Genomic DNA, 1,309 nt, shown 5'->3' on the forward strand with positions numbered 1-1,309 from the left:
CACGGATCGCCATCAGACCCGGCATCTCGTGCTCGGCGAGGGTGATCTCCTTGCGGCCGAACTCGGCCAGGGACAGGTCGGCGACCTTGAAGTCCGTGAACTCAGCTGACATGTGCGCTCCTTGAACTCATGACGTCGCGGTGGATGTCCAGGGCCGCGGTGGACTTGTTGAGGGTGATGTAGTGCAGACCGGGAGCCCCCTCGGCGAGCAGGCGTTCGGCCATGCGCGTGGCGTGCTCCACCCCGATGCGGTACCCGGCCGCCGGATCGTCGCGGGCGGCCTCCAGCCGGTGGGCCAGGTCCTCGGGGAAGGCGGCGTCGCTGAGTTCGGCGAAGCGGCGGATCTGCCGTACGTCGGTGGCCGGCATGATCTCCGGGATGATCGGGATGTCACAGCCGGCGGCCGTCACGCGGTCGCGCAGCCGCAGGTAGTCCTCCGCGTCGAAGAACATCTGGGTGATCGCGTAGTCGGCGCCGGCCCGGCACTTGGCCACGAAGTGCCGGATGTCGGACTGCCAGTCGGCCGAGCGCGGATGCCGCTCCGGGAAGGCGGCCACCCCGATGGTGAAGTCGCCCAGCGAGCGGACCAGTTCCACCAGCTGGCAGGCGTGGGTGAAACCGTCCGGACGCGGGATCCAGGGCCCCTTGGGGTCGCCGGGCGGATCCCCGCGCAGGGCGAGCACGTCCCTGATGCCGGCGTCCGCGTAGGTGGCGACGATGTGCCGCAGCTCGGCCACCGAGTGGCCGACCGCCGTCAGGTGCGCCACCGGACGCAACGTGGTCTCGGCGGCGATCCGCCGGGTGACGTCGACGGTGCGGTCCCGGGAGGACCCGCCGGCGCCGTACGTGACGGACACGAAGTCCGGCGCGAGCGGCTCCACCCGGCGCACCGTGTCCCACAGGGCGCGTTCACCCGCGGCGGTCTTCGGCGGGAAGAACTCGAAGGAGAAGGTCGGCGGGCGGGTCATGGTCGTCCTCCGGCGTTGAAGTAGTTCGCCTCCGGGTGGTGGGTCACGATGGCGTCGGTGGACTGCTCGGGGTGGAGCTGGAACTCCTCGGAGAGGTGCACGCCGATCCGCTCGGACCGCAGGAGACCGGCGATCTTCACGCGGTCCTCCAGGTCGGGGCAGGCCGGGTAGCCCAGGGAGTAGCGGCAGCCCTGGTACTCGGTGCGGAGCACGGCGTCGAGCGAGTCCGGGTCGGCGGCGGCGATCCCCAGTTCCGAGCGGACGCGTGCGTGCCAGTACTCGGCGAGGGCTTCGGCGAGCTGGACGGACAGGCCGTGCAGTTCCAGGTAGTCGCGGTAGGA

At 70.8% G+C, this 1,309-nt stretch carries 3 protein-coding genes; all 3 read right to left on the reverse strand.

Going from position 1 to position 1,309, the window contains the following annotated elements; genetic code table 11:
- Window positions 1-112: adenosylhomocysteinase (locus ACF061_RS39055; protein ID WP_392271779.1), on the reverse strand; the 112-nt coding region annotated here is incomplete at its 3' end.
- Window positions 102-968: a methylenetetrahydrofolate reductase [NAD(P)H] gene (gene metF, locus ACF061_RS39060; protein ID WP_392271777.1), complete on the reverse strand. Its 867-nt coding sequence runs from the start codon at window positions 966-968 to the stop codon at window positions 102-104. The genes metF and ACF061_RS39055, both read right to left, overlap by 11 nt.
- Window positions 965-1,309: vitamin B12 dependent-methionine synthase activation domain-containing protein (locus ACF061_RS39065; protein ID WP_392271778.1), on the reverse strand; the 345-nt coding region annotated here is incomplete at its 5' end. The genes ACF061_RS39065 and metF, both read right to left, overlap by 4 nt.

This window comes from Streptomyces sp. NPDC015220 (genome assembly GCF_043079345.1).
Classification (GTDB): domain Bacteria; phylum Actinomycetota; class Actinomycetes; order Streptomycetales; family Streptomycetaceae; genus Streptomyces.